The 7,462-nt window shown below is 44.8% G+C and carries 3 protein-coding genes, 2 tRNA genes and 2 rRNA genes (1 of these 7 only partly in view); all 7 read right to left on the bottom strand.

From position 1 onward, the window contains the following. A 23S ribosomal RNA gene (locus AAU57_RS07180) occupies positions 1 to 1,121 on the bottom strand (it extends 1,702 nt beyond the left edge of the window). Positions 1,122 to 1,282: 161 nt separating this feature from the next. Next, positions 1,283 to 1,356: transfer RNA gene (locus AAU57_RS07175), tRNA-Ala, on the bottom strand. A gap of 126 nt (positions 1,357 to 1,482) precedes the next feature. Further along, positions 1,483 to 1,556: transfer RNA gene (locus AAU57_RS07170), tRNA-Ile, on the bottom strand. Between the two features lie 151 nt (positions 1,557 to 1,707). Continuing rightward, positions 1,708 to 3,227 (bottom strand): 16S ribosomal RNA (locus AAU57_RS07165). The 16S and 23S rRNA genes sit together here with 2 tRNA genes alongside, the layout of an rRNA operon. 567 nt (positions 3,228 to 3,794) lie before the next feature. Next, positions 3,795 to 5,141 carry an MATE family efflux transporter gene (locus AAU57_RS07160; protein ID WP_055412262.1) on the bottom strand — a complete coding sequence of 449 codons (1,347 nt, stop codon included), beginning with the start codon at positions 5,139 to 5,141 and terminating at the stop codon, positions 3,795 to 3,797. 51 nt (positions 5,142 to 5,192) lie between these two features. Beyond that, a complete protein-coding gene (locus tag AAU57_RS07155; RefSeq protein ID WP_055412261.1) occupies positions 5,193 to 6,599 on the bottom strand; it encodes a M20/M25/M40 family metallo-hydrolase in 1,407 nt (468 codons plus the stop codon). Continuing rightward, positions 6,592 to 7,461 carry a PPK2 family polyphosphate kinase gene (locus tag AAU57_RS07150; RefSeq protein ID WP_055412260.1) on the bottom strand — a complete coding sequence of 290 codons (870 nt, stop codon included), beginning with the start codon at positions 7,459 to 7,461 and terminating at the stop codon, positions 6,592 to 6,594. The genes AAU57_RS07155 and AAU57_RS07150 overlap by 8 nt, the downstream gene beginning before the upstream one ends. Position 7,462: the final 1 nt, after the last annotated feature.

The raw sequence follows: 7,462 nt of genomic DNA, 5'->3' as shown, positions 1-7,462 counted from the left end.
CGCACTCTTTAAATGAATGGCTGCTTCCAAGCCAACATCCTAGCTGTCAGTGCAGTACAACCTCGTTTCTTCAACTTAACATATATTTGGGGACCTTAGCTGATGGTCTGGGTTCTTTCCCTTTCGGACATGGACCTTAGCACCCATGCCCTCACTGCTGATCATCATTTTATAGCATTCGGAGTTTGTCAGGAATTGGTAGGCGGTGAAGCCCCCGCATCCAATCAGTAGCTCTACCTCTATAAAACTAAATCAACGCTGCACCTAAATGCATTTCGGGGAGTACGAGCTATTTCCGAGTTTGATTGGCCTTTCACCCCTACCCACAGGTCATCCGAAGACTTTTCAACGTCAACCGGTTCGGGCCTCCACTATGTGTTACCACAGCTTCACCCTGCCCATGGGTAGATCACACGGTTTCGCGTCTACCACTGCTAACTATATCGCCCTATTCAGACTCGCTTTCGCTACGGCTGCGCACCTGAAGTGCTTAACCTTGCTAACAACGGTAACTCGTAGGCTCATTATGCAAAAGGCACGCCGTCACCACACTAGGTGGCTCCGACCGCTTGTAAGCGTATGGTTTCAGGTTCTATTTCACTCCCTTATTCAGGGTTCTTTTCACCTTTCCCTCACGGTACTGGTTCACTATCGGTCTCTCAGGAGTATTTAGCCTTGGCGGATGGTCCCGCCGGATTCATACAGGGTTTCACGTGCCCCGCACTACTCAGGATACCACTATCAATAACATTTCTTACCTATACAGGGCTATCACCTTCTACGGCTCCTCTTTCCAAAGGATTTTAATTCAAAATGCATCAAACGTTGTGGTCCTACAACCCCATGCAGTCCGTAAACTGAATGGTTTGGGCTATTCCGCGTTCGCTCGCCACTACTAGCGGAATCACTATTGTTTTCTCTTCCTCCGGCTACTTAGATGTTTCAGTTCACCGGGTTTGCTTCCTTTCGGATGACATGTCTTCAACATGACGGGTTGCCCCATTCGGAAATCTGCGGATCACATCGTATGTGCCAATCCCCGCAGCTTATCGCAGCTTATCACGTCCTTCATCGCCTCTGAGAGCCTAGGCATCCCCCATACGCCCTTAATTTGCTTATGGTATTCAATGTCGATTCTCTAACGATAGAAAATCAACGCCTTGCTCTTGTATTCTTATTTTACTAATAACAAACACATCTTTCAATGTGCCTATCTGTTTCTCGTTTAATCTTTTCAATATGTCAATGAACGTTTTCAATATCAAGTAAATGATACCAATAGTGGAGAATATCGGAGTCGAACCGATGACCTCCTGCGTGCAAGGCAGGCGCTCTAGCCAGCTGAGCTAATCCCCCATTTTTAGTTATGAGTTATTAGTTATGAGTTAAGAGTGATCCCACTCGCAACAAACCCAACTTCTAAAATTTCCTTCAATATGTAATGAACTAGGTGCGGTTTAGGCTTCCGCGAAAGCGTAAAAGTAGTCTCAGGCAGACTCGAACTGCCGACCTCTACATTATCAGTGTAGCGCTCTAACCAGCTGAGCTATGAGACTGTAACGAACCCCGAAAGGCACATCACTCGTCTTTCGACATTTTTATTAATAAGATTGACAGTTATAGATAATAATATAAACAAACACGCCATTTGCATGTAGTAGGCCATGGAACTCTCATTTTTAGGTTCCATTATTTCAGGAACTCCAGAAAGGAGGTGTTCCAGCCGCACCTTCCGGTACGGCTACCTTGTTACGACTTAGCCCCAGTTACCGGTTTTACCCTAGGCAGCTCCTTGCGGTCACCGACTTCAGGTACCCCCAGCTTCCATGGCTTGACGGGCGGTGTGTACAAGGCCCGGGAACGTATTCACCGCATCATGGCTGATATGCGATTACTAGCGATTCCAGCTTCACGTAGTCGAGTTGCAGACTACGATCCGAACTGTGATAGGGTTTATAGATTCGCTCCCTCTCACGAGGTGGCTGCTCTCTGTCCCTACCATTGTAGCACGTGTGTGGCCCAGGACGTAAGGGCCGTGATGATTTGACGTCATCCCCACCTTCCTCACGGTTTGCACCGGCAGTCTCGCTAGAGTCCCCGACATGACTCGCTGGCAACTAGCAATAGGGGTTGCGCTCGTTATAGGACTTAACCTGACACCTCACGGCACGAGCTGACGACAACCATGCAGCACCTTGCAAACTGTCCGAAGAAAAGCCTGTTTCCAAGCCTGTCAGTCTGCATTTAAGCCCTGGTAAGGTTCCTCGCGTATCATCGAATTAAACCACATGCTCCACCGCTTGTGCGGGCCCCCGTCAATTCCTTTGAGTTTCATTCTTGCGAACGTACTCCCCAGGTGGGTTACTTATCACTTTCGCTTGGCCACCCAGTACTCAATCGTACCGGACAGCTAGTAACCATCGTTTACGGCGTGGACTACCAGGGTATCTAATCCTGTTCGCTACCCACGCTTTCGTCCCTCAGCGTCAATGTATTGTTAGTGACCTGCCTTCGCAATCGGTATTCTATGTAATATCTAAGCATTTCACCGCTACACTACATATTCTAGCCACTTCACAATAATTCAAGATGTTCAGTATCAATGGCAGTGCCGGAGTTGAGCCCCTGCATTTCACCACTGACTTAAACACCCGCCTACGGACCCTTTAAACCCAATGATTCCGGATAACGCTTGCACCCTCCGTATTACCGCGGCTGCTGGCACGGAGTTAGCCGGTGCTTATTCTTACGGTACCGTCAGCCCTCTACACGTAGAGGGGTTTCTTCCCGTACAAAAGCAGTTTACAACCCATAGGGCCGTCTTCCTGCACGCGGCATGGCTGGATCAGGCTCTCGCCCATTGTCCAATATTCCTCACTGCTGCCTCCCGTAGGAGTCTGGTCCGTGTCTCAGTACCAGTGTGGGGGATCTCCCTCTCAGGACCCCTACCTATCGTAGCCATGGGGAGCCGTTACCTCTCCATCTAGCTAATAGGACGCATACTCATCTATCACCGTAACCTTTAACCAGTAAATCATGCGATTAGCTGGTACCATGAGGCGTTAATCCAAATTTCTTCGGGCTATTCCTCAGTGATAGGTAGATTGTATACGCGTTACGCACCCGTGCGCCGGTCGCCACCATCCGAAGACGTGCTGCCCCTCGACTTGCATGTGTTAGGCCTGCCGCTAGCGTTCATCCTGAGCCAGGATCAAACTCTTCATCGTAGAATCTTGTTAAAAAGATCTCTTGCGAGAATCCCATAACCTATATACTACTAGCAATTGGCGTTCTTGTCTGTTTACACTATATTATTCTTATTCTTACCGATCTGATTCCCCTAAAGGAAACAAACCTGTTCTTTTTGTGCTGTCAATCAATATCTCAATGAACTTATTAGGAGTCTTCAAAATGGAACTTGAAAAGCAGCCTCTTCACGACGCCTGACCTATCAGTATTCCCCATCTCCTAATGAACGTTGCTTCAACTTTCGACTTAACGTCTCTTGCAAAGCGGGTGCAAATATACAGAGCATTTTCTTTTCCAACCAAACTTTTTGAAGAGAAAAATCAATAAATATTTAAAATAAATTTCAACCCGCTGAAAAACACCCAAATACACCTCCAAAAAAAATCAAAAATTCTCTATCCAAACCTACCACCTCACCAACCAAACCACCAATTCCGCAGTCCCGGACATCCTTGACAACATCCCAACCAAACCACCCAAAACCAAGTCCAACAAAAGAGGCAGCCACATGGCTGCCTCTTTTGTTGGACTTGTACAGTTAGAATTTACTTGATCATGATCGTTAAGGTTTGTTTTGTCAAATGCCTAAAACGTAAATACATTAGTAAAGCAGATACAGAAAGTCCAACCAAAAGGCCTAACCATATGCCATTAATTCCAAAATCATATCTCAGAGATGAATAATATGATATAGGGAAACCAATCAAAGTATACGCACAGAAACATATTAAGCTAGGTATCCAAACATCTTGAAGACCTCTTAAGGCTCCTAAAACGACTACTTGCAACCCATCACTTATTTGAAACAAGGCAGCAATCAATAAAAGACCCGATGCCAATTCAATCACCTTAACATCATCGATATATATTTCTGGTAATAAATGTCTTCCTAAATAGAAGAATAGTGCAAATGCAATATCTACAATAATGGCCATCAAGAAAATTGATCTTGCCACTCTTATTAGATCCGGTCGTTTTTCTGGTGCTAAATGATTTCCAACTCTTATGGTAGCCGTTACACTTAAACCTACTCCCACCATAAATGTTAATGCCGAAAGATTGAGCGCAATTTGATTTGCAGCTTGTTCTTCTGTTCCCAACATACCGGACAGGAAAATAGCAGAGGTAAACAACGATACTTCAAAAAACATTTGCAAAGCCGTAGGTAAACCCAGGTTAAGCAAGGACTTCATATAGGCCCACGAGAATTTGCTGATACGCTGAAAATAGATCATCGTATTACTGCTCCTCTTTAGTATGAAATAAAGCAATAGTAACATCAATACCCTGGAGATCAATGTGCCATAAGCAGCACCTTCTACCTCTAACCTAGGAAAACCCCACGTACCGTAAATAAGCAGGTAATTAATGAAGACATTGACAATATTAGCTAAAAGGGTCGCGTACATCGCATTTCGCGTAAGCGATAAACCATCAGAGAACTGTTTCATGGCCTGAAAGAGCATTAATGGAATTAACGAAAACCCCACAATACGCATATAAGGTATCGCCAGTCGAACCACTTCTTCAGGCTGATCCATTTGATACAATATAGGCTCTGCGAGGAAAAGTAATAACACCAAAAGCACACCATTGATCGCACACATGATAAAACCATTATGAAATGCCGCACGGGCCACCTCGACATTTTTGTTCCCGTCAGCTTCTGCAACTAAAGGTGTGATGGCAAAAGAGAATCCCATGCCTATAGAGAGTGCGATAAAAATGAAGGTGTTGCCCAAGGAAACCGCTGCCAGTTGAGCTGCGCCCAACTTCCCTACCATTATATTATCGGCAAGTGCCACCAGCAAGTGGGCGACTTGACCTGCCATAATGGGTACGGCAATCGTCAGGTTGCGTTTGAATTCTTTGGTATAGGCGCTTAAAATCATGCAGAAAAAAGCGGCGAAGATAACTTTAAAGTAAGGGAACTTTAGTGTGAATTACTTCTTAAGCTTAGTGGCAAGACCGTATTGATCATACAGATAAACCAACGAACTCATAGTCGCGGCACCTAGCTCCAGCTCTCTTCTATTTACCGCATCAAAGGTATCATTAGACGCATGGTGGTGATCAAAATACCGTTGCGAGTCTGGCCTTAAACCTGCCAGAACTGCTCCTGTATCTTTAAGAGGCCCAACATCTGCACCACTACCACCCAACTCAAAATAGTGAATGAGATATGGAGCAAACAAACTTTTCCAAGACTGGATCTGGCTCATTTGAGTATCAGTGGTGTCAAAACCAAAACCTCTTGGACTAAAACCTCCAGCATCACTCTCTAGAGCAAGTATATGTTTTTGGTTCTTGGTAAATGTTTGATCTGCATAAGCACGTGCGCCTCTCAATCCGTTTTCCTCATTCATGAAAAGAACCGCTCTTATGGTTCTTTTAGGTGAATATCCAGTGGCTTTTATAGTTTCCAAGACCTGCATGGATTGAACCACTCCAGCTCCATCGTCATGGCTACCATCGCCTAGATCCCAGGAATCAAGATGGCCACCTACCAGGATTACCTCGTTGGGAAATTGGTTTCCTTTGATTTCTGCAATGACATTATAGGATTGAACCTCACCATGGTTGGTACAATCTTGTTGCAAGAAAAACTGCAAATCCTTATCATTTTTTAGCGCCTCGTGCAACAATTCTGCATCATTAGTGCTGATGGCTGCGGCTGGAATGTATTTTTCTTTTTCCAGGTCGCCATAACTCATAGCGCCTGTATGCGGTAAATCATCCATTCTTAAATTCATGGATCTCACGATCACACCTGCAGCACCATATTTCGCAGCTGCCTCGGCACCAGAATATCGCTGATCCACACAACCACCATAAGCCTCAAAGGTTTGGATTTTTGTTGCCTCCATGGGTCTATTGTAAAAGATATATTTACCCTCAATGGCTTTTCTACCTAAATTTTCTAGTTCTTCCAGGCCATTCACTTCTATAATTCCAGCAGATTTTCCTGCTGCTGGCGTAGCGATAGAGCCTCCTAATGCACATACATTTACTTTGGTTTTGCCACCATTCGTTGTTTTAAAGTAGGCGATCTCTGGTGTGCCGCGTGTCCATCTGGGAACCATCACTGGTTGCAAGTAGGTAGTGTCAGCTACCTTAGATAATTCGGCAAGTGTGTATTCAACAGCCATTTGAGCTTGTGGTGAACCTGACAACCTACCTCCTATTTCATTGGATAAATGCTCCAGCCAGTCGTAGCTCTTGGAATTCGTTAGGTTATGATTGTAGATGGTACGTAGGACCGTGGAGTCTTGACGGGTGTTTGAAGATTGCGCTTTCGCGAAAGCGAAACTCAACATCATCATTCCTACTAAAAGTAAGGCTTTATTCATTGTTCAATATGTTTTTAAACTCGTCCAGGTGGCTGGCCGTTTTTTCATCCAATTCTGGATATTTCACGTCCTGAAGTTTGTTTAACTGTTGCAACAAAATCTCACAAACGATATAGCGTGCCATGGGTTTATCATCTGCCGGAATGATGTGCCAAGGTGCGTGAATGGTGGTTGTGTTATGGATCGCCTGCTCGTAGGCATGCATATATTTATCCCATAAAGCACGCTCTTTGAGGTCGCCTGCAGAGAATTTCCAGTTCTTTTCTGGCAATCGTAAACGTCGCAGTAAGCGGTTCTTTTGTTCTTCTTTACTCAGGTTGAGGAAGAATTTGAAAATAACGGTGCCGTTTTGGGTAAGTTCCTTTTCAAAATTGTTGATCTGCTCAAAACGCATTTGCCAAAACTCTTGATCTGCATCTTCTGGTTTGTGGATGTCAGGTAAGTTTTCGCTTAATAAATATTCTGGATGCACACGGGTAACGAGGACGTTCTCATAATGTGTACGGTTAAATATCCCAAAGTGACCTTTTGACGGTAAAGCGATATAATGGCGCCATAGATAACCATGCGACAATTCAATTTGGGTAGGTACTTTAAAGCTGTGCTGGACCACACCGCGTACATTGAAGCTTTTGAACACCTCGCGTATCAGGCTGTCCTTTCCAGAAGTATCCATGCCTTGAAAACAAACTAGCACGGCATGCCTGTCATGGGCGTACATGCGTTCTTGGAAATCTGCGAGATCCTTGCGGCTTTGTTTTAAAGCCTTTTTGGCAGCTTTTTTATCTAATGGATTTACGGGCGTTGTTGCATAATCCTTTAGAGGTTTGTCTGGCGATGCTTTATACTGGTCTAAATCCATA

Source organism: Nonlabens sp. YIK11 (genome assembly GCF_001413925.1).
Classification (GTDB): Bacteria; Bacteroidota; Bacteroidia; order Flavobacteriales; family Flavobacteriaceae; genus Nonlabens.
The sequence above is the reverse complement of the archived record's forward strand: the minus strand, read 5'-3'. Positions and strand labels throughout refer to the sequence as shown.

Coding starts and splice junctions, on each gene's coding strand:
- AAU57_RS07155 (WP_055412261.1), bottom strand. CDS start 6,599: ATGAATAAAGCCTTACTTTTAGTAGGAATGATGATGTTGAGTTTCGCT.
- AAU57_RS07160 (WP_055412262.1), bottom strand. CDS start 5,141: ATGATTTTAAGCGCCTATACCAAAGAATTCAAACGCAACCTGACGATT.
- AAU57_RS07150 (WP_055412260.1), bottom strand. CDS start 7,461: ATGGATTTAGACCAGTATAAAGCATCGCCAGACAAACCTCTAAAGGAT.